This is a genomic window from Parvimonas parva, assembly GCF_016552165.1.
Lineage (GTDB): Bacteria > Bacillota > Clostridia > Tissierellales > Peptoniphilaceae > Parvimonas > Parvimonas parva.
The window spans coordinates 1-25,914 of record NZ_JACVDA010000022.1; the positions used below are offsets into that span (position 1 = coordinate 1).

General features: G+C 27.5%; 28 protein-coding genes, 4 pseudogenes and 1 other annotated feature. Of the genes and pseudogenes, 29 read left to right on the top strand and 3 right to left on the bottom strand.

The window, feature by feature from the left end; all coding sequences use genetic code 11:
• The first annotated feature begins 245 nt into the window (after positions 1-245).
• From IBJ83_RS06945 to IBJ83_RS06970, 6 genes are all read left to right on the top strand, one after another.
• The gene (locus IBJ83_RS06945; RefSeq protein ID WP_201275900.1) at positions 246-494 is read left to right on the top strand and encodes a hypothetical protein; all 249 of its coding nucleotides are present in this window, start codon (positions 246-248) and stop codon (positions 492-494) included.
• A gap of 237 nt (positions 495-731) precedes the next feature.
• A complete protein-coding gene (locus IBJ83_RS06950; protein ID WP_201275901.1) occupies positions 732-1,571 on the top strand; it encodes a hypothetical protein in 840 nt (279 codons plus the stop codon).
• On the top strand, positions 1,568-1,840 hold the full coding sequence (locus IBJ83_RS06955; RefSeq protein ID WP_201275902.1) for a PqqD family peptide modification chaperone: 273 nt from the start codon (positions 1,568-1,570) through the stop codon (positions 1,838-1,840). Before IBJ83_RS06950 ends, IBJ83_RS06955 begins: the two co-directional genes overlap by 4 nt.
• Before the next feature lie 331 nt (positions 1,841-2,171).
• The gene (locus IBJ83_RS08630; RefSeq protein ID WP_408635043.1) at positions 2,172-2,591 is read left to right on the top strand and encodes a CPBP family intramembrane glutamic endopeptidase; all 420 of its coding nucleotides are present in this window, start codon (positions 2,172-2,174) and stop codon (positions 2,589-2,591) included.
• 9 nt (positions 2,592-2,600) lie between these two features.
• Positions 2,601-3,587 (top strand): ABC transporter ATP-binding protein, encoded by a 987-nt coding sequence (locus IBJ83_RS06965; protein WP_201275904.1) that lies wholly within the window; start codon positions 2,601-2,603, stop codon positions 3,585-3,587.
• Positions 3,574-4,353 carry an ABC transporter permease gene (locus IBJ83_RS06970; RefSeq protein ID WP_201275905.1) on the top strand — a complete coding sequence of 260 codons (780 nt, stop codon included), beginning with the start codon at positions 3,574-3,576 and terminating at the stop codon, positions 4,351-4,353. Before IBJ83_RS06965 ends, IBJ83_RS06970 begins: the two co-directional genes overlap by 14 nt.
• Before the next feature lie 254 nt (positions 4,354-4,607).
• On the opposite strand, the gene IBJ83_RS06975 is transcribed toward IBJ83_RS06970, so the two are convergent.
• The 3 genes and pseudogenes from IBJ83_RS06975 to IBJ83_RS06985 form a co-directional block, all read right to left on the bottom strand.
• On the bottom strand, positions 4,608-4,856 hold the full coding sequence (locus IBJ83_RS06975) for a hypothetical protein (RefSeq protein WP_201275906.1): 249 nt from the start codon (positions 4,854-4,856) through the stop codon (positions 4,608-4,610).
• Positions 4,857-5,175: 319 nt separating this feature from the next.
• Positions 5,176-6,132 carry an IS30 family transposase gene (locus IBJ83_RS06980; RefSeq protein WP_201275907.1) on the bottom strand — a complete coding sequence of 319 codons (957 nt, stop codon included), beginning with the start codon at positions 6,130-6,132 and terminating at the stop codon, positions 5,176-5,178.
• 100 nt (positions 6,133-6,232) lie between these two features.
• Positions 6,233-7,048, bottom strand: a pseudogene (locus IBJ83_RS06985) (DDE-type integrase/transposase/recombinase); the annotation flags it as partial.
• Between the two features lie 176 nt (positions 7,049-7,224).
• Positions 7,225-7,401 (top strand) — a binding site (T-box leader).
• 60 nt (positions 7,402-7,461) lie between these two features.
• Here IBJ83_RS06985 and IBJ83_RS06990 point away from each other — a divergent pair.
• The 23 genes and pseudogenes from IBJ83_RS06990 (at position 7,462) to IBJ83_RS07110 (ending at position 25,830) form a co-directional block, all read left to right on the top strand.
• Entirely contained in the window at positions 7,462-9,165 is a 1,704-nt protein-coding gene (locus IBJ83_RS06990) for a proline--tRNA ligase (protein WP_201275908.1), read from the top strand.
• A 122-nt stretch (positions 9,166-9,287) separates the two neighbouring features.
• Entirely contained in the window at positions 9,288-11,078 is a 1,791-nt protein-coding gene (locus tag IBJ83_RS06995; RefSeq protein WP_201275909.1) for an ABC transporter ATP-binding protein/permease, read from the top strand.
• Positions 11,068-12,723 (top strand): ABC transporter ATP-binding protein, encoded by a 1,656-nt coding sequence (locus IBJ83_RS07000; protein WP_201275910.1) that lies wholly within the window; start codon positions 11,068-11,070, stop codon positions 12,721-12,723. Before IBJ83_RS06995 ends, IBJ83_RS07000 begins: the two co-directional genes overlap by 11 nt.
• A gap of 62 nt (positions 12,724-12,785) precedes the next feature.
• The gene (locus IBJ83_RS07005; RefSeq protein WP_068472628.1) at positions 12,786-13,163 is read left to right on the top strand and encodes a YbaN family protein; all 378 of its coding nucleotides are present in this window, start codon (positions 12,786-12,788) and stop codon (positions 13,161-13,163) included.
• A gap of 249 nt (positions 13,164-13,412) precedes the next feature.
• Positions 13,413-15,536, top strand: a complete 2,124-nt coding sequence (gene nrdD / locus IBJ83_RS07010) for an anaerobic ribonucleoside-triphosphate reductase (protein WP_201275911.1) — start codon at positions 13,413-13,415, stop codon at positions 15,534-15,536.
• A 12-nt stretch (positions 15,537-15,548) separates the two neighbouring features.
• A complete protein-coding gene (gene nrdG, locus IBJ83_RS07015; RefSeq protein ID WP_068472626.1) occupies positions 15,549-16,043 on the top strand; it encodes an anaerobic ribonucleoside-triphosphate reductase activating protein in 495 nt (164 codons plus the stop codon).
• Between the two features lie 2 nt (positions 16,044-16,045).
• On the top strand, positions 16,046-17,218 hold the full coding sequence (locus IBJ83_RS07020) for a cation diffusion facilitator family transporter (RefSeq protein WP_201275912.1): 1,173 nt from the start codon (positions 16,046-16,048) through the stop codon (positions 17,216-17,218).
• A gap of 142 nt (positions 17,219-17,360) precedes the next feature.
• Complete coding sequence (locus tag IBJ83_RS07025; protein WP_201275913.1) at positions 17,361-18,008, top strand: YaaA family protein; 648 nt, start codon at positions 17,361-17,363, stop codon at positions 18,006-18,008.
• Between the two features lie 498 nt (positions 18,009-18,506).
• Complete coding sequence (locus IBJ83_RS07030) at positions 18,507-18,716, top strand: helix-turn-helix domain-containing protein (RefSeq protein WP_201275914.1); 210 nt, start codon at positions 18,507-18,509, stop codon at positions 18,714-18,716.
• Positions 18,717-18,718: 2 nt separating this feature from the next.
• Positions 18,719-19,517: pseudogene (locus IBJ83_RS07035) on the top strand (hypothetical protein).
• A gap of 9 nt (positions 19,518-19,526) precedes the next feature.
• Positions 19,527-19,667, top strand: a complete 141-nt coding sequence (locus IBJ83_RS07045) for a hypothetical protein (protein ID WP_201275917.1) — start codon at positions 19,527-19,529, stop codon at positions 19,665-19,667.
• The gene (locus IBJ83_RS07050) at positions 19,664-20,632 is read left to right on the top strand and encodes a DNA methyltransferase (protein WP_201275918.1); all 969 of its coding nucleotides are present in this window, start codon (positions 19,664-19,666) and stop codon (positions 20,630-20,632) included. The genes IBJ83_RS07045 and IBJ83_RS07050 overlap by 4 nt, the downstream gene beginning before the upstream one ends.
• A gap of 57 nt (positions 20,633-20,689) precedes the next feature.
• Positions 20,690-20,923 (top strand): hypothetical protein, encoded by a 234-nt coding sequence (locus tag IBJ83_RS07055; RefSeq protein WP_201275922.1) that lies wholly within the window; start codon positions 20,690-20,692, stop codon positions 20,921-20,923.
• Positions 20,814-21,117: pseudogene (locus tag IBJ83_RS07060) on the top strand (phage replisome organizer N-terminal domain-containing protein); the annotation flags it as partial. The gene IBJ83_RS07055 and the pseudogene IBJ83_RS07060, both read left to right, overlap by 110 nt.
• A 160-nt stretch (positions 21,118-21,277) precedes the next feature.
• The gene (locus tag IBJ83_RS08635; protein ID WP_407863117.1) at positions 21,278-21,382 is read left to right on the top strand and encodes a hypothetical protein; all 105 of its coding nucleotides are present in this window, start codon (positions 21,278-21,280) and stop codon (positions 21,380-21,382) included.
• Positions 21,363-21,500, top strand: coding sequence for a DNA cytosine methyltransferase (locus IBJ83_RS07070; RefSeq protein ID WP_201275919.1), 138 nt, complete (start codon positions 21,363-21,365; stop codon positions 21,498-21,500). Before IBJ83_RS08635 ends, IBJ83_RS07070 begins: the two co-directional genes overlap by 20 nt.
• 125 nt (positions 21,501-21,625) lie before the next feature.
• Positions 21,626-21,727 (top strand): annotated as a pseudogene (locus IBJ83_RS08640) (hypothetical protein); the annotation flags it as partial.
• A 262-nt stretch (positions 21,728-21,989) separates the two neighbouring features.
• Positions 21,990-22,121 (top strand): DUF1413 domain-containing protein, encoded by a 132-nt coding sequence (locus IBJ83_RS07085; RefSeq protein ID WP_438590710.1) that lies wholly within the window; start codon positions 21,990-21,992, stop codon positions 22,119-22,121.
• Positions 22,122-22,254: 133 nt separating this feature from the next.
• Positions 22,255-22,623, top strand: a complete 369-nt coding sequence (locus tag IBJ83_RS07090) for an ArsR/SmtB family transcription factor (RefSeq protein ID WP_068472545.1) — start codon at positions 22,255-22,257, stop codon at positions 22,621-22,623.
• 145 nt (positions 22,624-22,768) lie between these two features.
• Positions 22,769-22,990 carry a cation transporter gene (locus tag IBJ83_RS07095; protein WP_003145146.1) on the top strand — a complete coding sequence of 74 codons (222 nt, stop codon included), beginning with the start codon at positions 22,769-22,771 and terminating at the stop codon, positions 22,988-22,990.
• 15 nt (positions 22,991-23,005) lie between these two features.
• Positions 23,006-24,850, top strand: coding sequence for a heavy metal translocating P-type ATPase (locus IBJ83_RS07100; RefSeq protein WP_201275921.1), 1,845 nt, complete (start codon positions 23,006-23,008; stop codon positions 24,848-24,850).
• A 143-nt stretch (positions 24,851-24,993) separates the two neighbouring features.
• On the top strand, positions 24,994-25,473 hold the full coding sequence (locus IBJ83_RS07105; protein WP_026478197.1) for a Csac_0668 family 2Fe-2S cluster-binding (seleno)protein: 480 nt from the start codon (positions 24,994-24,996) through the stop codon (positions 25,471-25,473).
• Positions 25,474-25,536: 63 nt separating this feature from the next.
• The gene (locus IBJ83_RS07110; protein WP_231698902.1) at positions 25,537-25,830 is read left to right on the top strand and encodes an RNA methyltransferase; all 294 of its coding nucleotides are present in this window, start codon (positions 25,537-25,539) and stop codon (positions 25,828-25,830) included.
• Positions 25,831-25,914: the final 84 nt, after the last annotated feature.

Sequence of the window (25,914 nt, forward strand, 5' to 3'; positions counted from 1 at the left end):
TGTTCAATTACTATTATACCTCTTTGAGATGTTTTTTTCTATTCTTACTGGCTAACTTAATTTTACAATATGGGATATTAGAATTTTATTTGAATAGAAACAAAGTTTTTAATTATAGATATTTTGAAATTTTTTTATATGTTATAGAGTTATTTATAGTGAAAGGTATGATTTTTATAACTATAGTATCTGTTTTTTTACTAATTCTATTTTTAATATCGATTTATTTATATAGGAAATTATCGTTGGATATTAATATATATCAGTTGAAGATTACAATTTCTGAAGATATTGATTTTCTATATGAACTGGAACCAATATTTAAAAAATATTTAAAAGAGTTCTACTTATATTCTATAAGAACTTCTAATATGGGAACATTGATAGAATTAAGATATGATATAGTAGAGTTGCAAGGAATAAATAGAAAAGAATTTATAGATGAGATTAGAATTATAAATAGTAATTTACCAATATCAATTATTTACAAATAAAAAAATATGTGTGTTTTTGTTTGTAAATTTATTATTTGTTTATAGTAAGGAGGTGAATATATTGAAATACCAAAAACCATTGATTAAGGAAGTTAATATTCCTGCATCTTTATCTGGAGAACATGGAAGTATAGGTAAATAAATTATACTTTAAGTGTCATGAATTATATGAACTAGATATATTTTTATATTTAGTTCATACAATTTTTGATATAATTTATTATAGGAGATTATTCAATGAAACATTTAAATATTACTGGTGATGAATTTTTAGTTGATAAATTAGAATCGGTTATTGAATTATATAGTACAGATTGTGTATTTTTATCTGGTTCTGTTATAGAGGGTAGTAAGAACAAGTTTTCTAAAGGAATGGGAAATAAAAAATCAGATTTGGATGTATTTGTAATTAGAGATGACAATTTATTTCAAAATACAGACTATACATATTTTAACGAATTTAAAAAAACTAATTTTTTTAAGTTAGAAAAAGTTAAATTAGACGTAGAATACTATAAAAAAAGTTTTTTTGAAGATATTATAAATAAAATTAATAATTCTTTAATTGATGACAATATTAGAATAGATAATATTATAAAAGTTGATTGTTCTATAGAAGAACTTAATAGTATTGTTAATAGATTTTTTTATTCAATGTGTATAAAAAATGATGAGTTATTCAAATTATACTATAATAATTTAGATTTTAAAAAATTTTCTAAAATTTATAAAGGAAAATTGTTTAATATATTAGACAATTTAACTGAAGATTTATATGGTAATTTAGAAGAAAATCAGATTATTACAGCTCTTTTTTGTGCAAGAGAAATATTTAAAATATATGCTAAGATTGTAATATTTAACTTTGGAGAATTTGTAGATAGAGATAAGTGGGTTTTTTTAAAGTTTTTTAATCTAGTGAATTTTTATAATCTAGATGTTGATAAGGTTATATTCAAAAAACTTTTTATTAGTGATTTAAATGATAATATTAAGATAAAAACTACTATAGTTGAGTCATTAAACTATATTGAACAAAGATTGGAAGAGATTATGTTGGAGGATATCGTTTTATGAATATGAATTTAAGTTTATATAAACGGAGTGAAGGTATAAAAATAAGAAAAATTTCTGATAATATCTATATAATCAAAGGTGAAAGTGTTTTTGAAATAAATTATACTGGGATTGTAATCTTAAAATATATAGGTAAGGATGTGACAGTTTATGAGCTGGCAAAAAAGATTTTTGATGAGTATAAGAGTGGAATGGAAAGCAATATAGCAGAAGATATTTTTTTGTTTTTAAATATATTATTGGAGAAAAATATTATTGAAAAAGTTTGATTATTTTAGTGTTAGAGAAAGTATCAGATTAATTTCTATCTGTTTTCCATTGTTTTTTTTTACCAAGGATACTAATATTTTTTCTATAAATTGGGTATTAATTTTGCTAATTTTAGGAAATATTAGAAGACTAAACAAAACAAATAAATTTTATTATTTTTGTAGAATTATTGGATATTTTTTACCATATTTAATCATTGGAATAATTTTTCACAAATATTGTATAATAAATATAACTTTAGATTTTACGTATAGTATTATATTAGCATTAGTTATAGGTATTATTTATATTTTTATAAATATTAAAGAGTTTAATTTCTTATTGTCAAATATGGTTATACAGGAATCCCTATATCATGACAAATTATATTATTTTTTACAAATTATTAATAGGATAGGTGCAAGTATATCAGAAGAATTATTTTTTAGATATTACTTAATTAGTATATATTTTAGATATGGATATATTAGTATATTTATTAGCTCTATTTATTTTGTTTTGGGTCATTTTTTACTACCTTGGGGGAATAGCTTTAAGTTAAAAGATTATATTAATCAATTAGTCATTGGATTTTTGTCTTCATTATTATATTATTTTTCTAATAACATAATTGGAAGTATAATTTTACATTTGATAATCAATTTTCCAGATGTTATTTATTTGATTAAGTCATTTTTAAGACATCATATTCATAGTGGACATTATGAGAATTTAGTTGAAGAGGATATTTTTGATTCTATAGATATTTAAAGAGGTGTTATGGAAAATATAATTTTTGTTAAAAATTTAAAGAGAGATTTTTATCTTAAAAAAGGAATTTTTAAGAGAAAAAGACAAATAGTACAGGTTATTAAGGATGTTAGTTTTACCGTTAATAAAGGCGAAATTTATGGGCTTTTAGGACAAAACGGGGCAGGAAAGACTACAATTATAAAAATTTTACTTTCTTTATTGTTGCCTACATCTGGTGATGTTAGGATCATGGGATATGATGTTATTACCGAATCTAAATATTTTTCTCAAAAAATAAACTTTGTTTTTGAGGGAGAGCGTGGATTATATAGAAGGTTAACAGCAAAAGAAAATTTAGAATATTTTTCTAATTTATATTATATAGATAGCAAAATTTCAAAAAAAAGGATTGAGAGATTACTAGATATAGTAGGTTTAAAAGAATATGGTTCTTCAAAAGTTGAAACATTTTCTAAAGGCATGATTCAGAGGTTATTAATTGCAAAATCACTTGTAAATGATCCTGAGATTATTTTTATGGATGAACCAACGATTGGATTAGATCCAGTAGGAGCGAAAGATTTAAAAAATATAATAACTAATCTTAGAGAAAATAAAAAAACTATCTTTTTGACTTCTCATTATTTAAAAGAAATTGACGAACTATGTGATAGAGTTTCTATTATAGATAAAGGAATAACTGTTGTTGAAGGCACGACTAAAGAATTAAAGAAAAAAACTTTTAATATTTGTGAAACTGAGATATTATTAGAAAGTATAGAGGAAGATATAATCTTTTATCTAAGAAAGAATAAAAGTATAAAAGAGGTTGTAGTTAGTTTAGATTTTTGTAATAATGTATTGCTATCTATAAAACATTTAGATATTCCTGAAATTCTAAGTTATATTCTTTTTTTTATTAGAGATTGTAAAATTATTTCTATTTATAAGAAAGAGCCAACTCTTGAAAACGCATATATTAAGATTCTAGGAGAAATAAATGAAAAATATTAACATTTTTATTAATACTTTTAAAATACAGATTATAAATTCTTTTAGTAGATCGATGTTTAAATATACATTAATAATTAGTCCGATATTAAATTTAATTTTTTTATATTATATATTTGAAAAATCTAATATAACAAATTTAGGGGGTTATATAGTTATTACTTCATCAGTTATGTCTATTTGGAGTTGTATGTGTTTTTCATCTATAGGAGATATAATGAGAGAAAAATTAAATGGAACATTAGTTTCAATATATCTTTCTCCAGTTAATTTTAAATTATTAATATTTATAAAAATTTTAGGGAACACTTTTCTAGCTATGGTTACTTTTTTTGTTAGTTTTTTTATGGCTAAATTATTATTTAATACTAAGTTTATTATATATTATCCATATCTATTTTGCTTCGCTTTACTTATGACAATAATTTGTTTTCTTATAATATCAATGTTTTTTTCATATCTTTTAACTATTTCAAGGAAAACGGGATTATATATGAATTTATTAGAAATACCAATTATTTATTTTTGTGGGTTAGCTTTCCCTGTTAATATTTTACCATATCAGATACAAATTATTGGTAAGATTTTTCCAATTACATATAGTATTAAACTTATAAGAATGTCATTAAAAATAGAACCAGTTAATGTTAGCTTTGATATTATATTTAAATTATTTGTAACTTTATTATTATTTGTATGTTTGTTTGTTGTAGTATCAAAAATGTTTGATTCTAAAATAAATATTCAGGGGAATTTGGAGATGTACTAAATGAAAACATTTATAAAACAATCGTTATTATTATTTAAGGAACAATATATAATATATTCTTTACAAGAATATTTGTTAATAGAATTTATATATCCTATTTTTTCTTTGATTTTTTATGTAATTTTGGTTTCTTTTGCGAGAAAAATTAATAATTTTGAAATATTGATTTTAAATAATTCATTTTTATTATGTGGTAATATATGCATATTTACATTAGGCATTACATTTGAGATTGAAAAATATAATGGTAGACTTTACAATTTATTTTTATCTTCTAGGAATATGTTTATATTTATTTTAGAAAAAGCATTTTTCCCATATATAATGTCTATAATTACTACAATTTTAGGGTTATTTTTTTCTTGTATTATATTTAATATTAGATTTAATAATATAAATTTAATAGTGTTTCTAGTATTAGTCCTAACAGCAATGTTTTCTATGGTAATGTTTTCGTTATTCATTTCATTTTTTGGATTAATTACTAATAATTTAAATTTCATACTTAATTCTAGTAATTTTTTAATAATGATTATGAGCGGTGTTAATTTTTCTACTGCTATTTTTCCTGATTTTATAGAATATATATCTTATATTTTTCCTTTGAAAAGAATAGTTAGAGTATCATATATGGTATTTAATAAAATTGATTATAATTTTTTATTTATAAATATTTTTCTTGAAATTTCTTTGGGGATTTTTTATTTTATATTATCATTAATTTTTATTGGTTTTTTAAAAAATTTTGCGAAAAAAAATGATAAAATTGATTTTTATTAATAGTAGTAATGTTATTATTTTTTCCTAAATTGCAAGAATAAATTAGCCACATAAAAATAATTCTCTAGGCGTTTTGTAATTGAATATTTTTTTAGGATAGTCATTAATCCAATTTTCAATAAATGCTACTCTTTGATGAGTAGTATTTTTTGTTCCTTTAGGTAAAAATCTTCTTATTAGTCTATTATGATTTTCATTAGTTCCTCTTTCATAACTTGAATACGGATGAGCATAATATATATTTTCATAGTCAAATACCTCATAAAGTCTTGCAAATTCTAATCCATTATCTGCTGTTATACTTTTTATTTTGTATTCTTTAAGTATTTCTTCTAATGCTTTATTTACTGATTTTGATGTCTTATCAGGTATTAATCTTATTATTTCAAATCTACTTTTTCTATCAGTTAGTGTTAGTAAACAATTACCTTTTTCTTTTCTTAAAATAACTGTATCTATTTCAAAATGTCCTATTTCTACTCTTTCATTTATACTTTCTGGTCTTTCTTCTATTGATTTTCCTAATACAATACCTCTTTTTCCTTTATATATATTCTTTGATTTTTTCTTCCTAGGATAATTTAAAATACTTCTTTTTAATCCAAAAAATCCTTTATTTATCCAGTAATATATTGTAGATGTTGATACCTTTTTATCTATTTTTGTTTTTGAAATCATCTCTGGAGAATGCTTTTGCTTTAAAAAATGTAAAATTTTATCTCTAATCTCAAAATGTACTTTTAATCTTCTACCACATCTTTTTTTATTTTTATCATAAATTAACTGTGCAAAATCGGCTTTATATACACTTTTTAACTTACCATTAGAAGTTTTTTGAATTACAGATCCTCTTTTAATCTCATTATTTATTGTTTGAGGACTTTTTCCTAAAAGTCTTGCTATTTCTCTATTACTTTTTCTTTCTTTTTTCCATTTTTCTATTAATTTTCTTAAATCTATTGTTAAATGTTTGTGTTTTGTGTTACAATTATTATACATCTCATTGAGGTTCCTTTCTTAGTTTTTTGTCAATTACTATTATACCTCTTTGAGATGTTTTTTTCTATTCTTACTGGCTAACTTAATTTTACAATATGGGATTTCTATGAGTTCTTTCAACCTTGCCATTGTGTCTAGGTATTCTAGGTCTGATTAATTGATGTTTAATACCCAATTCATTACATAGTTTGTCAAAAGGATGAACTCTTTTAGTATCTTTAAAATGTGTAAATTCAAAGCCATTATCGGTTTGAATAATTTCAGGAGTATAACCAAAGTGTTTAATAGCCATTTTAACAAAAGTAACAGTACTATAAGAAGATTGTTCCTTAAAAGGATAAATAAACCTTTCACGAGTTGCCTCATCAATAATTGTATATTGGTAGAATTTGTCAGGGTATTTACCAACATAACAAGAATTGGGAACATATTTAACATCAAGTTGCATTTTAACACCAATTTTAGTAGGAGTGTGATAAGGTTTAGGAACATAGGGTTTGGAAGGTTGTTTAATATCTTTAAAAAAGCCAAGTTTTCTAAGGAATCTAAAAAGGGAGCAAGGGTGTCTAGTATAACCTTTATTTAGTTTAAGTTTAGCATAAAGTTCAATCAAAGAAATATTAGGATTTCTTCTAATGAGATTTTTAATCCAATAAATTTCAGTATCGGTATTAGAATTAGGGTGTTTAGATAAAGGTCTATGAGATTTATCCCTAAGGGAGTCAATAGAGCCATCAAATCTTTTATTCCAACGCATAAGGGAGGCTTTAGATATTTTATATCTTCTGCAAACAAAGCTAACAGAATTACCATTTCTGTAAGTTTTAACAGCATGGTATCTTGTTTGAAGTAAATGAGGGATATAACGTTGGTTGTGTTTTATATTTTCTTGATTTTGTGATATAATATTATTCATAAAAGAGAGTTCCTTTCTGGTTATTTTTTTTGTTGTTTTAATTATATAGGATATTCTCTTTTTTTTGTACCCTTGGTCTCACATCAATTGTATCATAACAATATTTATATGTAGAAAAAGTTAAATGCAGTTGACTTTTTTTGCTAAATTTAATATAATAAATTAATCTTAGTTAGATTTTAGTGATGAAAAGAAATAGTAAATTTTTTATCTGTATGTAGAGAGAAGTTGTTTGGTGAAAAACTTTTACAGAGGAAATTGAACCTATCTTTGAGCTTGTATTAAAAGTACAGGGTTGTGCCTTATAGCTTTTGAGTATAAATTAGAGTGGTACCACGGCTTTCGTCTCTTGGAGATGTTAGCCGTTTTTTTTATTGCTGAAAACTTAAAATATATTACGGAGGAATTTTGTTATGAAAATGAAAAGATACTATATGCCTACACTTAGGGAAGACCCACAAGAGGCAGAAATTATTAGCCATAAATTGCTTTTAAGGGCAGGAATGATTAGAAAGTCTGCTGCAGGAATTTATTCTTATCTTCCACTTGGATATAGAGCAATTAAAAAAGTAGAAAATATCGTAAGAGAAGAAATGGATAGAATGGGTGGATATGAAATTTTGATGTCTGCACTTCAACCAAAAGAAATTTGGGAAGAGTCAGGAAGATGGCAAACTTTTGGACCTGAAATGTTTAAAGTTAGTGATAGAAATGAAAGAGAGTTTTGCCTTGGACCAACAGCTGAAGAATATTTTACAACTTTAATTAGTGGGGAAATAAAAAGTTATAAACAATTACCTTTAAATATCTACCAAATACAAACTAAATATCGTGATGAAAAAAGACCGCGTTTTGGAATCAATAGGGCAAGAGAATTTTCAATGAAAGATGCCTATACTTTTGATGTAAGCCCTGAAATGATGATGGAATCATATAAAGAAATGTGGAAGGCTTATGAAAAAGTATTTAACAGATTAGGACTTAATTACAAAATTGTTGCCGGAGATTCCGGAGCAATGGGAGGAAACAGTTCACATGAATTTATCGCTCTTTCTGATGTAGGAGAGGGAGTTATCTGCTATTGTGATGAAAGCGGATATTCAGCAACTGACGAAAAGGCAAAAGTTGTTTATAAAGTTGATGAAAGTGGAGAAGAAAAAGAACTTGAATTAGTTTACACTCCTGACTGTAAAACGATAGAAGAAGTTGCCGACTTTTTAAAACAAGAAACTAAAAAATGTGTTAAAGCTGTTGATTTAGTTGTTGCAGGAGAACCTGTTATAGTATTTATCCCGGGAGATAGAGAGCTTAATTTGACAAAACTTTGTGGCTATCTTGGAGTACCTGAACATGAAGTTGAAATGATGGACGATGAAATGATTTCAAAAATTGGAACATTTGCAGGATATACAGGACCTGTAAATTTGAAAGTTAGAAAAATTTTAGATAAAAGAGTTACTCTTATGAAAAATGTTGTAGTTGGTGGAAATAAAGAAAGTCATCACTATATAAATTGTAATTTCGGTAGAGATTTTGACGGAGAAATCGTTGAAGATTTACTTATGGTTAAAGAGGGCGATGTTTGCCCTGAAAGTGGCTATCCGTTAAAATTTGCAAGAGGAATAGAAGTTGGAAATATCTTCCAATTAGGAACAAAATATTCTAAAGCATTAAACGCAACTTTCTTAGATGAAAATGGAGTTAGCCAATATTTTTGGATGGGAAGTCATGGTATTGGAATTACAAGAAGTATTACTGCAATCATTGAACAAAACAATGATGAAAAGGGAATTATTTGGCCGATTCAAGTTGCTCCATTCCATGCGATAGTTACAGTTGTAAACATTAATGATGAAGAACAAATGAAACTTGGAGAAAAAATTCATGACGAATTAGAATCACAAGGTGTTGAAGTAATGCTTGATGATAGAAAAGAAAGAATTGGCGTTAAGTTTAACGACAGAGATTTAATCGGTATTCCTCTAAGAATTACAGTTGGTAAAAAAGCAGGTGAAAATATAATCGAGTTTTCAACAAGAAAAGAAATGGAAAATTTTGAAATGTCATCAGAAGAGGCAATTAATAGAGTTTTAGAAGAAGTTAGAAAAATAAAATAAAAAACTAAAATAGAAAAAATTTAAGGTTAGGGAGTAAAAACTCTCTGACCTTTTTTCTTGATTTTTTTAAATCAATAGGTTATCATATAAATAATTTATATTAATTTTTATAGGAGTTTTTTATGGATAGTGATTTTAGTACGAAAATTCAAAAGCAAAAGATAAGTCGAGAAAGGCGAAAAGAATTGAAGAACAGATTGAAAAAAGAGCTTGGAGATAAGATGAAGGTCGTTTATTTAAGTTCTTTTTTGGCCTGGATTCAATTTTTGATGAGGATAATTTCTTTTGGCGTTATTGCTAAGGGATTTTCTAATTTATGTAACGGGATTGAATTTAATCTTTTTAGTTACGCATTAATTGTCATTGGACTAAATATTTTTGGATTTATAATTTCAATTTTTTCTAAAAATTATCAAGGTGTGGCATCACAATTTGCAAGAGATAGTTTGAAAAATAAATTTTTCAATGTTTTTTCAAAGAATAATGAAGAATTTTCAAAAAAATATTCTTATGCTGACGTGCTTACTGTTGCATCTCAGGGAATTGACAGCTTGGATACTTTTTATAGCAATTATTTGTCAACGACTTTAAGGACATATCTTAATTGTGCGACAATTTTAGCTATTGTATTTTTTATTTATCCACTTGGAAGTCTAGTTTTTTTGATTAGTATTCCTTTTATTCCGGTTTCAATTATTTTGATACAAAAGCGTTCTGCAAAGATTATGCAACATTATTGGTCAACTTATATGGACGTTAGCAATTTGTTTATGGACGATTTAAAGGGACTTAATACACTTTATTCTTATAGTGCCGATGAAATTTATGAGAAAAAATTTAATGAAAGTGCAGAAGAGTTTAGACTTTCTACAATGGAGCTTTTAAAGTTTCAACTTCAATCTGTCGGATATATGGACGGCGTTATGTATCTTGGAATTGCAATTTCAGGATTTTTAGCTGTTATGTCAATTTCAAAAGGGAATATGTCAATTTTTAATTTCATATTTTTTATTTTGATTGCAACCGAGTTTTTTACTCCGATTAGAGAATTGGGCTATTGTATGCATTTACTTATGATGAATACTAAAATGGCAGACAGAATTTTTACATTTTTAGACAATGCAAATTTAGAAGAAAAGATTGAAAACTCAAAGATTAAACTTGAAAATGTTGAAAGAATTGAATTTAAAAATTTATCTTTTTCTTATGGAGAAAGAAAAATTTTAGATGATATAAATTTTGAAATTTCAAAAGGAAATTTATTTGCAATTGCCGGAGAAAGTGGACTTGGGAAAAGTACATTTGCAAAAATTTTATTTAAAAATCTTGAAAATTATTCTGGAGAAATTTTGCTTGACGGAAAATCTTTGAAAGATTTTTCAAAGGGCGATATAAATTCTTTAGGTTTTTACATTTCTCCTGATAGTTATGTTTTTAATGAAAGTATTATGGACAATCTAAAGAAAGCGACAAAATTATCTGAAAATGAAATTTTGAAATGGATTGAAGAAAAAAATATTTTAAATTTTGTAAAAACTTTACCTAATGGTTTTGATACTATTATTGGAGAAAATGGAAAGTTGATTTCTCCGGGACAAAGGCAACAGATTATCTGTGCAAGGGGCTTGCTTGCAAATAGAAAGATTTATATTTTTGATGAGATGACTTCAAGTGTCGATATGGAAAATGAAAATGCAATTTTAGATTTGATTAGACTTATTTCAAAAGATTCAATAGTTATGTTTATTTCCCATAAGATGAAACAGGTTCATAAGGCAGACTTTGTGTTGTTTATGGGACAAGAAAAATCTTGGGATTTTGGAAAACCTTGTGATTTGTATGTTTCAAACTTTGAATATAAATTATTATTGGATAAACAAAATGAAATGGAGGAAATTTTAAATGAAAGATAATATAAAATTAGTTGTAAGACTTATAAATTTTATGAAAAGATTACTTCCTGTTATTTTGTTAGCAGTATTTTTTGCCGTTTTCGGCTTTTTAATTACAGTTTACATTCCGGCGAAAATTATTTCACTAGGATTTGGAGTTTTAAATGGTGAAGATTTAAAAATATATTCTCTTGTAGCTTTGGTTGTACTTGCAATTTCAAGAGGGCTTTTTAGATATGGGGAGCATTATTTCGGACATTTTGTTGCATTTAAAGTTTTGGCGGATTTTAGAAGAGAAATTTTTTCTAAACTTAGACGACTTGCTCCTTCAAAACTTGATTCACAAGATAGTGGAGAATTGTTAAAACTTATAGGAGAAGATGTTGAGGCTTTAGAAGTGTTTTTTGCACATACTTTAGCTCCTATTACAACAGGAACTATCGTTTCAATACTACTTTTTATATATTTTCTATCTCATAATTTTGTTTTAAGTTTAATAGCAATAGCTGTTTATTTTACACTTGCAGTTATTATACCGAATGTATTTTCAAGTAAGTTAAAACCTCATCTTGAAATTCAACAGAAATTTAGAAAATCATATACTTCATATTTTTTAGATAGTTTAAAAGGTATGAAAGATTTACTACAACTTGGAGTTGAAAAAGAGAGATTTAAAAATCTTGAAAGAGAAAGTAAGATTGTGAATGAAAAGGAAAGAAAGGTTTCAAAATTAAACTTTTTACAATTCGCCTTTAGTTTTTTAGTTATAGGATTTGGAGTTTTAGCTTTTGCTTATGCAGACTTTGTACTTATAAATAGAAAATTAATTACTGTGAAAAATGCTGTAATAACTTTGGCTGTATTTAGTTCATCTTTTGCTCCGTTTTTAGAGTTAAGCAGACTTCCTTTAGGACTTGGACGTGCATTACAGGCAGGAAGAAATACTTTTAGATTATTAGATGAAGAAGAGCCGGGTGTAAATGACGGAAGAAAAGAAATTGTAAATTTAGATGAAATAAAATTTGAAAATGTTGATTTCTCTTATCCTAATAGAGATAAATTAATTTTTGAAAATTTGAATTTACATTTTGAAGATAAAAAAATTGTCGGACTTGTTGGAGAGAGTGGCTCTGGTAAGAGTACGCTTATGAAAATTGTAATGAAATGGTATATGGCTAAAAATGGAAAAGTATTTTTAAATGAAGATGATATTTTAGAGATTGATAGCAAAAAATTACAAGAAAAAATTGCTTATATTCCACAATTTCCACAAATTTTTTCTCAAACAATCAGAGAAAATTTAGTTTTAGGAAATGATAAGATTACTGATGAAGAAATTTTAGAAATTGCTGAAAAATGTAGATTAAAAGATAAAATTTTATCAACTGAAAATGGACTTGATACTAAAATAAATTCTGAAAAAATTATTTTTTCAAGTGGAGAAATGCAAAGACTTGAACTTATGAGAGCATTGCTTAAAAAAGCTGAAGTATATATCTTTGATGAGCCGACAAGCAACTTGGATACTTTGAATGAATCGATTATATTAAATTTGATTCGAGAAAATTGTAAGGGAATGGTATTTTTAATTTCACACAGAATGAGTACAGTTTCATTTGCAGATGTAATTTATAAAGTCGAAAAAGGAAATTGCTTTGAAATATAATATTGCCAATCAATATGAAATATGTTATCATTAATGTATTAGATTATGAGAGGTAATATAGAATGAATTTAGTAAAATATATTTGGATTGCGATAGGGTTGATATTTTTTGCAATAGGAACAGTTGGAGTGTTTTTACCAATATTGCCGACATTTCCTTTCTATGTTGTAACAGTATTTTGCTTTGCAAGAAGTTCTAAAAAGTTGCACAAATGGTTTGTCGAAACGAATTTGTATAAAAACAATATAGAGAAAATTGTAAATAGAAAAGGACTTCCATTAAAGACAAAGTTAAAAATTATTATAATTTTTACAATAACAATGGGGACGGGATTCTATTTTATGAAAAATACAAATATCGGAAGAATTATTTTAGGGCTAGTTTGGTTTTGCCATATAGTATATTTTGCTTTTGGAATAAAGACAATTAAAGATAAGTGATTTAACAAAGTCGGTATAAAATTTATATCGACTTTATTTTTTGTGTAAGAGAAAAAATTTTAAAAAATTTTTTATTTTATTTTTAATTTTCTCATTCTACAAATTGTTATAAAATTTTTCAAGAGGGATTTAATGAGTAAAAACAAATAAATATACTATATATAGTTTAATAACTATTGATTGACAATATATATTGTTGATGATATAATCTTACTATCGAGTATTTATGAAGTATTTTAGGAGGTAGTTATGATTAAAGTTATAAAAAGAAATGGTCAAGAAGTAGATTTTGACGCAAATAAAATTGCAATAGCGATAAATAAAGCTATGCATAGCAGTACAGGAGTATACGAAGAAGGATTGGCTGAAAAGATTGCATCAGAGATAGAAACTTTTGCAACAACAATCGGAAAGAAGATGAGTATATATGATATAGAAGATCATGTTTACTACAGCTTAATTAAGTATGGAAATCCAGCAACTGCCAGAGCTTATGAAAACTATAAGGCTGTGCAAACTTTTAAAAGACTTAAAAATACTACTGACGAAAGTATTTTGGGTCTTCTTGATAAGACAAATTTAGATGTTATAAATGAAAATTCAAATAAAAATGCTATTCTTGCATCAACTCAAAGAGATTTGATTGCCGGAGAAGTTTCAAAGGATATAGCAAGAAGAATGCTAATTCCTGTGGATATTGTTCAGGCTCATGACGAAGGAGCTATACATCTTCATGATATGGACTATTTAATTCAACCTATGTTCAATTGCTGTCTAGTTAATATTGGAGATATGCTTGATAATGGAACAGTAATTAATGGTAAAATGGTTGAAACTCCAAAGTCTTTCCAAGTAGCTTGTACAGTTATGACTCAAATAATTGCACAGGTTGCGTCAGGTCAATTTGGAGGGCAAAGCTTAAATGTTGCTCATCTAGGAAAATATCTTAGAAAGAGCTATGAAAAACATTTAAAACTTGCAAAAGAAATTTTAACTGATGAAGAAGATATCGAAAATATTGCAAGAGCAATGACTAAGAAAGAATTGGAAGCAGGGATTCAAACTATTCAATATCAAATAAATACTTTAATGACTACAAACGGACAAAGTCCTTTTGTTACTTTATTTATGTATGTTGAAGACGGTTTTGAATATGAAGATGAAGTTGCACAAATTGTTGAAGAAATAATAAAACAAAGATTAGAAGGAATTAAAAACGAAAAAGGTGTTTATATTACACCAGCCTTTCCTAAATTGATTTATGTTTTGGATGAAAATAATGTAAGAGAAGACAGTAAATATTATTATTTAACAAAACTCGCTGCAAAATGTACTGCAAAGAGAATGTATCCTGATTATATCTCTGCGAAAAAACTTAGAGAACATTATGAAGGAAATGTATTTGGACCTATGGGCTGTAGATCATTCTTAGCACCATATAAAGATGAAAATGGAAATTATAAATTTGAAGGTAGATTTAACCAAGGTGTTGTAAGTTTGAACTTACCACAAATTGGAATTTTAAATACAGGAAATGAAGAAGGTTTCTTTGAAATGTTGGATAAAAGACTTGAAATTGTAAAAAAAGCACTTTTATTCAGAAACTCACTTCTTCAAAATGTAAAGAGTGATAATTCTCCTATTCATTGGCAATATGGAGCTATTGCTAGACTTAAAAAAGGTGAAAGTATTAAGAAATACCTTGAAAATGGATATTCAACTCTTTCTGTTGGATATATTGGATTGTATGAAGCTACAATGTGTGTAAAAGGCGTTAGCCATACAACTGAAGAAGGAAAAGAATTTGCTCTTAAAGTTATGAAGAGAATTAAAGAAGCGGCTGACAGTTGGAGTGAAGAAACAGGAATGACATTTTCTCTATATGGAACTCCTGCTGAAAGTTTAACTCACAGATTCTGTTCTATAGATAGAAAGAAATATGGAGAAATAAAGGATATAACAGATAAGGGATATTATACAAATAGTTATCATGTTGATGTTAGGGAAAATATTTCAGTTTTTGATAAATTTAGATTTGAAGAAGATTTCCAAAAATTGTCAACAGGGGGTTGTATTTCTTATGCAGAAATTCCTAATATGAACCATAATGTTGAAGCTGTTGAACAAATGATTAGATTTATCTATGATAATATTCAATATGCTGAATTTAATACAAAATCAGATTATTGCCATGTTTGCGGATTTGATGGAGAAATAATCATAAACGAATATAATGAATGGGAATGTCCTCAATGTCATAATAAAGACAAGCAAAAAATGAATGTAACGAGAAGAACTTGTGGTTATCTTGGAGAAAATTTCTGGAATGAAGGTAGAACTAAGGAAATAAAGGCTAGAGTTCTTCATATATAGCGAGGGATTAAAATGAGATATGGTCAGATAAGAGCTTATGATGTTGCAAATGGTGTTGGTATCAGAACTAGTATTTTCGTAACTGGCTGTACACATAATTGTAAAGATTGTTTTAATAGAAAATATATGGATTTCAATTTTGGGGAGCTTTGGACTAAAGAAACTACTAATTTAGTAATAGACTATTTGCGTGATAAAAATGTTTCCGGTCTTACTTTAATTGGTGGCGAACCAATGCAAAATGCCAAAGAGCTCCTTGAAATTGTAAGAGATATTAAAAAAAGTGTGAATAAAAATATTTGGATTTATTCAGGATATACTTTTGAGGAAATTCTTGAAGATGATGACAGATTTGAACTTTTAAAGGAATGTGATGTTCTAGTTGATGGACGATTTGATTATAGATTAAAAGATTTAACCCTAAAGTTTCGCGGTTCATCAAACCAAAGAATTATCGACATAAAAAAGACGCTGGAAAGTGGAAATATTATATTATTTATGGAGTAAATATGATAGATAAAAAAATATTGAGTATTTCAAGAATTGAAAATACAGATAAGTACGATAGAAAAAAAGTTGGATATTTTTCAGGGTTAATAGGAACATCTTTAAATGTTACTTTGGGAGTATCAAAGTTTTTAATAGGAATTTTTGCAAATTCAGTTTCAATAACAGCTGACGCCGTAAATAATTTTTCTGATGCGATTTATTCTTTTGCAACGGTTTTGGGATTTAAATTTTCTTCTGCTCCACCCGATAAGGACCACCCTTATGGGCATGGTAGAGTTGAGTACATAACGACATTAATCATTTCTATGATGATTATGCTTGTTGGTTTACAATTTACAAAAACGTCGATTGAAAGAATTATAAGCCCTGAAAAAATTGTTATGAATAAAATAGGAATTGCTTTTCTCGTTGTTTCTATTTTTGTAAAACTTTGGATGAGTTTGTTTAACAGAAAACTAGGTAAAGCTATCGACTCAAGTATTTTAAGAGCAACGTCTGTCGATTGTTTAAGTGATGTTTGTACGACTTCAGTTGTTTTAATTGCAATGATTTTTGCAGATTATACTACTTTTCCCATTGACGGAGTAGTTGGACTTGTAGTTTCTGCATTTATTTTATTTTCCGGTTTTTCACTTGCAAAGGAAACAGTTAGCCAACTTATTGGAGAGGCACCTGATAATGAATTTGCAAAGAAAATTTCAGATGAAATTGAAAAATTTGACGGAGTTTTAGGAGTTCATCATTTAAGTTTTCATAAATATGGACATTTACAAACTATTGCAACAGCGGATATTGAAGTTAGCGCAGATATGAGTTTGGTTAAAGCCCATAATCTTGTAACAATAATTGAAAAAGAAATAAGGGATAATTACGAAATTTCTTTAATAATACATATTGACCCGGTTGGTGGAAATTATACACAAAGAGAGTTGGAACTTAAAGTTTTGGTTTCAAACTGGGCAAATCAAGTTGAGTATATAAAATCAATTCACGACTTTGCGATTTATCAGAAAGATGATAGCGAGTTTTTAGGAGTTGAAATTTTTATTGATGGAAATAAATTAAAAAAAGATTTTGACAAAGAACAATTAACAAATGAATTTGATAGATTTGTTAAGAGTTTTGATTCAAAACTAAAAACTTCAGTAGTAATAATTATGGATTATATGTAAAAATTAGGTCTTAATTCTATTTAGAATTTTGACCTTTTTTATTATACAAAAGTATTGACATTTATTAAAATCAAATGATATAATACCATTATAATTAATATTATATAGTGTATAATATATGATTTGTATAAGGAGTGAAAGAATGAAAATAATTTTGTCGCCTGCAAAGACTATTTCTAAAACTTGTGAGAGATTTTCTTTTGGCTTAAATTTTTTAGAAAAGACGAATGAAATTTTAAAGAATGTTCCGGAAGTGTTAATTTCAAAAGATTATTGTAAAGCTTTTTATATGTATGACGGAATGTGTTATAAAAATATAAAAAGAGAAGAGTTTGATGAGTGTGATTTAGAGTATATAAAGGAGCATTTAATTATTATTTCTGCACTTTATGGGGTGCTTAAACCTTTTGATTTGATAAATCCGTATAGACTTGATTTTCTTATGAAAACAAAAATGGGAAATTTATATAAATTTTGGGAAGATGAGATAGCAAAAGAAGTTTTAAAAGATGAAAATTTAATCATTAATCTTGCAAGTGATGAATTTTCAAAAGTAATAAAAAAATATATTACAGATGAAAAGTTTTTAGATTTTGAATTTTTTGAAAATGCCGATGGAAAATTAAAAAAACATTCCACAATTTCAAAAAAAGCAAGGGGAATGATGTTAAACTTTATAACTAAAAACAAAATTGAAAATATAGAAGGAATAAAACAATTTAATAAAGAGGGATATAAATTCAGTGAAGAAATGTCTTTTGAAAATAAATTTGTATTTATAAAAGAATAGAGAGAACAGACGTTCTCTCTATTTGTTTAAAATTATTTACTATGTTAAATAGTCGCTAACTGCTTGTACGAAGAATTTAACTCCATTTATAAAATATTTTTCATTAAGCCCAAATTTTACATTGTGGTGAGGATAAGCTACTCCGTCAACATAAAGAGGATTTTTTAAAAATACATAAGCTCCTTTTGTTAATTTTAAAAAATCTTTTTTAAATTATTTTGATTATGAAATAACAAGGTTCCCGGGCACCCAACCGATTTGGATAAGTTCCAAGTGGGACAAGTAAGAAAACAAGGACTATCTCAATAAATACTAACGCAAGCACAAGTATAAAATAGACTAAAGTGAATTATCATCTTATTTATGATATAATAAATACAGTTTTATGGTTATTGTATAAAAGTGTATTTATTATATCATATTTACCATTTAAAGATTATCTAAATTGGAAATATGATATAATATATCTTAACAATAAAACGGATAAGGGGTAATAATATGGCAATTTCTTATAAACCATTATGGCACTTATTGGTAGAAAGAGAAATGAACAAAGAAGACTTAAAAAGAACTGCAAACATAACAAGCAACATCATTTCAAGAATGAGCAAAAACTCTTATGTGAACTTAGAGTCATTAGAAAAGATTTGCTTGGCATTGGATTGCAAGATAGAGGAAGTTGTTGAGATAAGGAAAACAGGAGAATAATTATGAATATATGGACTAAAAAAAGTATAGAATTAGCTAACCAAAGAAATTATTTAGATTTGTTATTTAAAATCTATCCTATGTCGGTTAATTTAAGAAGAGAACTAAGTAAGAAAACAGTTGATGATATTACTAAATATTTTTATGAAAAAGATTCAAAGAGATTGCTTAATATTTTATTATCTCAAGATATTTTTCCAATAAAAGACTCTTATGTTGCCTATTTAAAAAGAGATAAATCAGCTATTGATAGAAACCCTAATACTGTTAATAGAATAACAGGAATGCTTTATGAGATGGGATTGAATGAAATATTTGACAAAACAACAGCTCCAAAGGAGACAAATAGACAAATAGGTCCTTTATTTAAAAACTGGATAGATTCAGGTTCTTTGGGATGTAAAATAACAATATGTGAAGATGAATTTTTAAATAGTAAGGAAAACATAATATTTAATGGTAGTGATGCAAACATGAAAAATTTTGCTAATAGATATCTTGGTTACGATAGAAATAAAGGGTTAGACTTTTTAGCAAAGTTTAATAACACATATATTTTAGCAGAAGCAAAATTTTTAACGGATTTTGGTGGACACCAAAATGCACAATTCGCAGATGCTATATCTACAATGAAATCTGAATTTAGAAATACTAACTATAAAGTAAAAACTATTGCTATTCTAGATGGAGTTTTATATAAAATCAAGAAACAAAATGTACACAAGTATATCTGAAAACTTTAATGATGAAGATGTTATTATTTCAGCTGTATTACTTAGAGATTATTTATATTCAATATAAGGAGTTTATATGATAGGACTTTATTATAATAATAAAAAAACTTTAAATGATATAGAAAATATGATAAATGAAAAAAGGAAACTCCAAATTAGTGTTGATAAAAAAAATATAGCGGTATATTTATACATGGAGATAATTTTGATGGAATGATATCGTTGCTAGGCGAATTTGAAAATAAGGTAGATTTAGTATATATCGATCCGCCATTTAATACTAACTCTGATTTTTATTATAATGAGGAAAATACATCAACTATTAGTGCTTCTAAGGGTGATTTAATTGCATATAGTGACAAAATGTCTTTTGAGGATTATTTGGAATTCATAAGAGAAAGAGTCGTTCTTATAAGAATGTTATTAAGTGAAAAAGGAACACTATATTTTCATATCGATTGTAAGGTGGGACATTATATAAAAATAATTCTTGACGAGATATTTGGTGTTGAGAATTTTGTTAATGATATAACTAGAATTAAATCCAATCCTAAAAATTTTAAGAGAAAAGCATATGGTAATGAAAAAGATGTTATATATATTTATTCAAAAGTGCCACAAAAGAATATTTTTAATAATGTGTTAATACCTCTTACACAAGAAGAAATAAAAAAATCATTCCCTAAATTAGATGGTGAAGGTCGTTACTATACGACAGTGCCGTGTCACGCACCTGGAGAAACGAAAAATGGTGATACAGGAAGAGAATGGAAAGGAATGTTACCTCCCAAAGGTAGACATTGGAGATGTAACCCTAGTGAATTAGAAAGATTAGATAATAGTAATTTGATAGAATGGTCTAAAAATGGTGTCCCTAGAATTAAAAAGTTTTCTGATGAACATAAAGGAAAGAAAATTCAAGATGTATGGAAGAATTATAAAGATCCACAATATCCAATATATCCAACAGAAAAAAATCATGATATGTTATCCATGATAATAAAACAATCATCAAATGAAAAATCAATTATAATGGATTGTTTTTGTGGTTCTTCAAGTTTTTTGAGTGCTGGAATAGAAAATGATAGATATGTCATAGGAATTGATAAATCAATAGTAGCTAGGAATATAATAGAGAGAAAAAGAGACAATTTAAAAAATATATTAATAGTTGAGATGTAATTTTTTTAGAGATAGCAGAAATGTTATCTCTTTTTTATTACAAGAAAGGAGTTTTATATGAAAAAACTAGAACAAATAAGACAAGAGTCAAAAGAAATAAAAGATAAAATAGACCATACAGAAGAAAGATTAAGGCAACTAAAAAATCAAGAAAAAAAGATATTAAAACAAGATATAGTAAAAAGAAGAATTTTTCACAGACAAAAGGATAAAAAGATTAAGGAGAATATCGGGAGGAGATACCTACACGATAATCTACCTCAAACTTCTACTACTAAGCCTAAAAGATGAGGGCAAACTCTATTATGACGGAGTAGAAAGTGATTTTATAAAAGAGTTAGCACTAACAATAGATGAAACAGACGATGATGTAATGGTTACAGTTAATTATTTAATCAATCAAGGCTTATTAGAAGTTGTAACAGAAAATGATGAATACTACCTAACTGAAATACCAAACTTAATCGGATCAGAAACAGCCTGGGCAGAGAAAAAAAGAAGATACAGACAAAATAAACAGAGGACATTGTACTTAATGAGTCCAACCCATGTCCGACAAGAGATAGAGATAGAGAAAGATATAGAGATAGATAAAGAGAGGGCGATTTAGTAGTAGATCCATTTCTAGGAAGCAGTTCTTCTGCAATTGCAAGCTATAGATTAAATAGAAATTTTATCGGTGTTGAATTAGAAGAAAAATATGCTAAATTAGCGAATATGAGGGTAGAAGATGAAAAGACAAGTTATTGATTTGTTTTCTGGAGTTGGTGGACTATCTAAAGGATTTTTCGACTCAGGATTTGAAATTGTTTTAGCAAATGAAGTTGACTATTCTATAGCTAATTCTTATAAAAAAAAATCATCCTAAAGTGAAAATGATTAATGAAGATATTTCAAAATTAGATATTGATGATGTTTTTAATGAGTATAAAAATATAGACGTAATTATTTATTTAAATATTTTTTTGAGGAGTTAGTGTTGTTAGACCGAAGTATTTTGTGCTAGAAAATGTACCCAACATATTAACTGCAAATAACGGACATTTTAAAGACGAAATTTATAGCTTATGTTCCAGTAATGGTTACACGTTATGATGATACCCTAGTAAGGAAGATTATCCAGAATGTTAGTGTTTATGATGACCACTTTGTAATATGCTTTAAATCTGGAATTGAAATGGAAGTATGATTTAATACTAATATAAACCGTCAATTAAGAGTTAGGTTCTCTTGATTGGCGGTTTTTGCATTGACTTTTACATGATTTATACATGTGATATTATCAAAAATGTTGTTTATAAGGTTATTGATAAGGAGTTGACCACATGAGTGATGTAATAAGCTGTTAGATGAAGCTATTAAAGAAACCGAAAACTTGTACGAAGGAGAAGTCTTTATTTTTAAGGAATTGTTTAAAGGATATGTATGGAACAGGATACCGAGAAAGGACTGTACTAATGTCTTAGTAGATGTTTTTGAGATATTTTAAATAATATAAAAAATACTTGAATAAATGCTCATATAACTATTGACACAAGAGAAAAATAATAATATAATAAATATACAACATATGAATGCTTGTCCAAGTAATCAGATGAAATGATTTAAAAAGAGGTGATAATATGACTAAAAAATTTAATTCAATTGAAAGATGTGACTGCAATCTAATTCATGAGGATATTGTAAATCAAGTTAGAGATAAAATGCCTCAAGAAGAAAGCCTTTATGATCTAGCAGAATTATTTAAAGTATTTGGAGATTCAACACGAATCAGGATATTATGGGCTTTACATGAAGCTGAAATGTGTGTTTGTGATATCGCTGTATTACTTAACATGACACAATCAGCAATTTCCCATCAGCTGAGAGTCTTAAAACAAGCTAATTTAGTGAAAAACAGAAAAGAAGGCAAAGTAGTATATTATTCATTAGTTGATGATCATGTAAGAGAAATATTTGACCAAGGTCTAATTCATAGCAACGAGAAGTAGTAATGTGGTAGAATAGAATATTTTTTGAAGATATTTGGGCATATATTTAAGTCTTCATTTCAAATGAGCAATGCTTCAATAAAATTTGAAAAAGACTTGTAGTATTCATAATAAAATTACAAATAATATTTAGGAGGATTTAGTAATGAAAAAGAAATTTATACTTGAAGGTTTAGATTGTGCAAATTGCGCGGCAAAAATGGAAAAGGCTATTAATGAGCTTGATGGAGTGAAAGAAGCCACTGTTAACTTTATGACCACAAAACTCGTTATTGATGGTGAGGATGAAAAAATGCCAACAATAATAGCAGAGGCCGAAAAAATAGTTAAAAAAATCGAACCCGATACAACTATGAAAAAGGCTTAAAGGAGGCTATTTAGTATGACAAAACGACTATGGCGAATAATTATTGGTGCAGCCGTGTTAGCTACAGCAGTATTGCTTAGTTTAAATAACGAATGGTTACAGATTGTTCTATTTATAATAAGTTACATTATTGTAGGTGGAGATGTTGTAAAAAGAGCTGTAAAAAATATTTTTAAAGGCCAAGTTTTCGATGAAAATTTTTTAATGAGTATTGCAACAATTGGTGCATTTTTTATTGGTGAGTATCCTGAAGGTGTTGCAGTTATGCTGTTTTATCAAGTTGGAGAACTGTTTCAAAGCTATGCAGTTGGCAAGTCGAGAAAGTCAATTGCAAGCCTTATGGATATTCGACCAGATTATGCAAATGTTAAAAAAGGTGATGAACTTGTCAAAGTTGACCCAGATGAAGTACAAATTGGAGATATTATTGTAATTAAAGCAGGAGAAAAAATTCCTCTTGATGGCAAGGTAATTGAGGGAAGTTCAATGATTGATACATCGGCACTAACAGGCGAATCTGTTCCTCGTAAAGTAGAAGTTGGAAGTGATATCCTAAGTGGGTGCATCAACATTAATGGGGTTATTACAGCAGAGGTTACCAAGGAATTTGGAGAATCTACTGTAAGAAAAATTCTTGATTTAGTTGAAAATGCAAGTAGTAAAAAATCCAATTCAGAACAATTTATTACGAAGTTTGCGAGATATTATACACCGGTTGTGGTTATAATTGCAGTTTTTCTAGCTATTATACCACCTCTTGTTATAGACGGGGCGACTTTTAGTGATTGGATATATAGAGCACTAGCATTCCTTGTGGTATCCTGTCCGTGTGCTTTAGTTATTTCAATTCCTTTGAGTTTCTTCGGTGGAATAGGTGGAGCCTCAAAAAAAGGTGTTTTAGTCAAGGGTAGTAATTATTTAGAGGCATTAGCAGAAACTGAAATTGTTGTTTTTGATAAAACTGGAACACTAACGAAAGGTGTATTTAATGTACAGGAAATTCATCCAGAAGGAGTTTCCAAAGAAGAGCTACTAGAATTAACTGCACATGCGGAAAGCTATTCCAATCATCCGATTTCACTTTCACTGAAACGTGCATATAGCAAAGAAATAGACAATGAACGTATTTTAGATGTAGAAGAGATATCAGGTCATGGTGTTATTGCAACAGTAGATGGCAAAAAGGTTATGGCAGGAAATATCAAACTTATGAAAATGATGGATATCCCTTATTTCAAGGGAGAGCTGATCGGTACTATTGTACATGTTGCTGTTAATAACAAATATATAGGTTACATTGTAATTGCCGATGAGGTAAAGGAAGATTCAGCACAAGCAATCAAGGAACTTAAGGCAGCTAATATTAAACAAACAGTTATGTTGACAGGTGATAATAAAAGTATTGGTTCAAAAGTTGCTAAAGAGCTTGGTCTTGATAAGGTTTATGCAGAACTGTTGCCAGCAGACAAAGTTGAAAAACTAGAAGAATTATTTTCGCAAAAATCTAAAAAAGGTAAACTTGCCTTTGTTGGTGACGGAATCAATGATGCACCTGTATTAGCTCGTGCAGACATTGGAATAGCAATGGGTGGTTTAGGTTCTGATGCGGCCATTGAAGCTGCTGATGTTGTAATTATGACTGATGAGCCATCGAAAATTGCTACTACAATGAAGATTTCTAAAAAGACACTAAAAATTGCACATCAAAACATAGTATTTGCAATTGGAATAAAAATAATTGTTCTTATTTTGAGTGCTTTTGGAATAACTACTATGTGGGCAGCTATATTTGCAGATGTAGGTGTAACTATCATCGCAGTATTAAATGCTTTTAGAGCTTTGAATGTAAAGAATCTATAAACTATTTTTCCTATTCACCCCTTGAATGATACCGATAATTGACGATACAATCAAGGGGTATTTTTTAATTTAAAAACTATAAATGAAAATTGGTTGGGATTTACCTTGAATTAAATGGTTTTAAAGATATGGAGGTTATGTAATTGAAAGTTATTGATGAATGTTGCTGTGAATGTATCACACAAAATTTAAATAGAACAAAGGAGAGTTGCCCTGTCTGTAATAATGAAGGAGTAACAGTTAGTAGGATAACCGTTGAACACTTGGTGACAGATGATTATCGTAATGCCGTTGATGGAGATCAATATAAGATATGCATGAATGAGGACTGCGACGTTATTTACTATAACTTAGATAAAGAAATAAAATTCTTAAAAGACCAAGTTAGGGTTCCTATCTGGTTTAAGAAAGATGCAGATCCTAAGTATGCTTGTTATTGCAGCAAAGTCACAGAAGATCAGGTAATTGAAGCAGTTGTAAAGCATGGTGCGAAAACCGTTAAAGAAGTAAATGCCATAACTGGAGCAATGAAAAATTCGCTTTGTAAGGAAAACAATCCTTTGGGGGTATGTTGTCATAAGATTATTCAGGAAGCCATTGATAAGGGATTAACCATGAAATGATTTGAGTTGATATGTTCTCACGAACAGACAAAACCGTTGATATCTTCCCACAAACGAGAGCCAATGTTGGATATGTTTCCAACTACGAGTGTGGATATGTTCCCCTTAACCATAGGGGTTGAGACGGTAGCATTATTGTCCAAACTAAACACTGAACATCATTTAGATATAGAAATAGCTGAAGATGAATTATCTGAAATTGACTTTTCAAAAGATGCAACCTATGGAGAAATTAAAAAGTATGTGTTAGATAAATATGGACTAAAAGTTTCAAGCCTATATATTGCACAAGTAAAAAGGAAACATGGTCTAATAGAAAGAGAAAACTACAATATTAGCAAAAATCCCATATTGTAAAATTAAATTAGCCAGTAAGAATAGAAAAAAACATCTCAAAGAGGTATAATAGTAATTGACAAAAAACTAAGAAAGGAACCTCAA

Excerpts from the sequence above, each read along its gene's own strand:
- IBJ83_RS06950 (WP_201275901.1), top strand. The coding sequence starts at position 732 with ATGAAACATTTAAATATTACTGGTGATGAATTTTTAGTTGATAAATTA.
- IBJ83_RS06955 (WP_201275902.1), top strand. The coding sequence starts at position 1,568 with ATGAATATGAATTTAAGTTTATATAAACGGAGTGAAGGTATAAAAATA.
- IBJ83_RS08630 (WP_408635043.1), top strand. The coding sequence starts at position 2,172 with ATGGTTATACAGGAATCCCTATATCATGACAAATTATATTATTTTTTA.
- IBJ83_RS06965 (WP_201275904.1), top strand. The coding sequence starts at position 2,601 with ATGGAAAATATAATTTTTGTTAAAAATTTAAAGAGAGATTTTTATCTT.
- IBJ83_RS06970 (WP_201275905.1), top strand. The coding sequence starts at position 3,574 with ATGAAAAATATTAACATTTTTATTAATACTTTTAAAATACAGATTATA.
- IBJ83_RS06975 (WP_201275906.1), bottom strand. The coding sequence starts at position 4,856 with ATGAAATTTAAATTATTAGTAATTAATCCAAAAAATGAAATGAATAAC.
- IBJ83_RS06980 (WP_201275907.1), bottom strand. The coding sequence starts at position 6,132 with ATGTATAATAATTGTAACACAAAACACAAACATTTAACAATAGATTTA.
- IBJ83_RS06990 (WP_201275908.1), top strand. The coding sequence starts at position 7,462 with ATGAAAATGAAAAGATACTATATGCCTACACTTAGGGAAGACCCACAA.
- IBJ83_RS06995 (WP_201275909.1), top strand. The coding sequence starts at position 9,288 with ATGGATAGTGATTTTAGTACGAAAATTCAAAAGCAAAAGATAAGTCGA.
- IBJ83_RS07000 (WP_201275910.1), top strand. The coding sequence starts at position 11,068 with ATGAAAGATAATATAAAATTAGTTGTAAGACTTATAAATTTTATGAAA.
- IBJ83_RS07005 (WP_068472628.1), top strand. The coding sequence starts at position 12,786 with ATGAATTTAGTAAAATATATTTGGATTGCGATAGGGTTGATATTTTTT.
- nrdD (WP_201275911.1), top strand. The coding sequence starts at position 13,413 with ATGATTAAAGTTATAAAAAGAAATGGTCAAGAAGTAGATTTTGACGCA.
- nrdG (WP_068472626.1), top strand. The coding sequence starts at position 15,549 with ATGAGATATGGTCAGATAAGAGCTTATGATGTTGCAAATGGTGTTGGT.
- IBJ83_RS07020 (WP_201275912.1), top strand. The coding sequence starts at position 16,046 with ATGATAGATAAAAAAATATTGAGTATTTCAAGAATTGAAAATACAGAT.
- IBJ83_RS07025 (WP_201275913.1), top strand. The coding sequence starts at position 17,361 with ATGAAAATAATTTTGTCGCCTGCAAAGACTATTTCTAAAACTTGTGAG.
- IBJ83_RS07030 (WP_201275914.1), top strand. The coding sequence starts at position 18,507 with ATGGCAATTTCTTATAAACCATTATGGCACTTATTGGTAGAAAGAGAA.
- IBJ83_RS07045 (WP_201275917.1), top strand. The coding sequence starts at position 19,527 with ATGATAGGACTTTATTATAATAATAAAAAAACTTTAAATGATATAGAA.
- IBJ83_RS07050 (WP_201275918.1), top strand. The coding sequence starts at position 19,664 with ATGATATCGTTGCTAGGCGAATTTGAAAATAAGGTAGATTTAGTATAT.
- IBJ83_RS07055 (WP_201275922.1), top strand. The coding sequence starts at position 20,690 with ATGAAAAAACTAGAACAAATAAGACAAGAGTCAAAAGAAATAAAAGAT.
- IBJ83_RS07070 (WP_201275919.1), top strand. The coding sequence starts at position 21,363 with ATGAAAAGACAAGTTATTGATTTGTTTTCTGGAGTTGGTGGACTATCT.
- IBJ83_RS07090 (WP_068472545.1), top strand. The coding sequence starts at position 22,255 with ATGACTAAAAAATTTAATTCAATTGAAAGATGTGACTGCAATCTAATT.
- IBJ83_RS07095 (WP_003145146.1), top strand. The coding sequence starts at position 22,769 with ATGAAAAAGAAATTTATACTTGAAGGTTTAGATTGTGCAAATTGCGCG.
- IBJ83_RS07100 (WP_201275921.1), top strand. The coding sequence starts at position 23,006 with ATGACAAAACGACTATGGCGAATAATTATTGGTGCAGCCGTGTTAGCT.
- IBJ83_RS07110 (WP_231698902.1), top strand. The coding sequence starts at position 25,537 with ATGTTGGATATGTTTCCAACTACGAGTGTGGATATGTTCCCCTTAACC.